The sequence below is a fragment of the Nitrosopumilus sp. b1 genome (assembly GCF_014078545.1).
Taxonomy (GTDB): Archaea; Thermoproteota; Nitrososphaeria; order Nitrososphaerales; family Nitrosopumilaceae; genus PXYB01.
On record NZ_MU078721.1, the window covers coordinates 1 to 510 of the forward strand.

Sequence of the window (510 nt, forward strand, 5' to 3'; positions counted from 1 at the left end):
GAAACAATTCTCTTTTCGACTTCTCCAGATACTTCATCACGTTTTGGAGCAATAGAATCAATTTCATCAATGAAAATTATGCTTGGGGCATTTTCTTCTGCTTGCTTGAATATTTCACGAATTCTCTCTTCGCTTTCACCATAGTATTTACCCATAATTTCAGGGCCGCTCAATGAAGTAAAATTAGCATTAGTCTCACCAGCAACTGCCTTTGCTAAAAGGGTCTTTCCTGTGCCTGGAGGACCATACAAGAGTACACCTTTTGGTGCCTCTACACCAATTTTTTCAAAAATTTCTGGATGTCGCATTGGAAGCTCAACCATCTCACGGATTTTTTGAACTTCATTTTTGAGTCCACCAAGATCATCATAAGTAATTCTTGGATAAGAGTTATCAACTGCCTTTGTCATAGAACCTAATTTGAAAACAGTTCTCTCAGTAACAATTACAGGTTTTGAAGGCTTTGTGCTAGTTACAATGAATTGTACCTTTCCTCCCATTTGTGTTCCA

The 510-nt window shown here is 37.8% G+C and carries 1 protein-coding gene; it reads right to left on the reverse strand.

The genetic code is table 11. From position 1 onward, the window contains the following. The coding region (locus tag C6988_RS05670) for an AAA family ATPase (RefSeq protein WP_182134100.1) at positions 1-510 on the reverse strand (510 nt) is incomplete at both ends.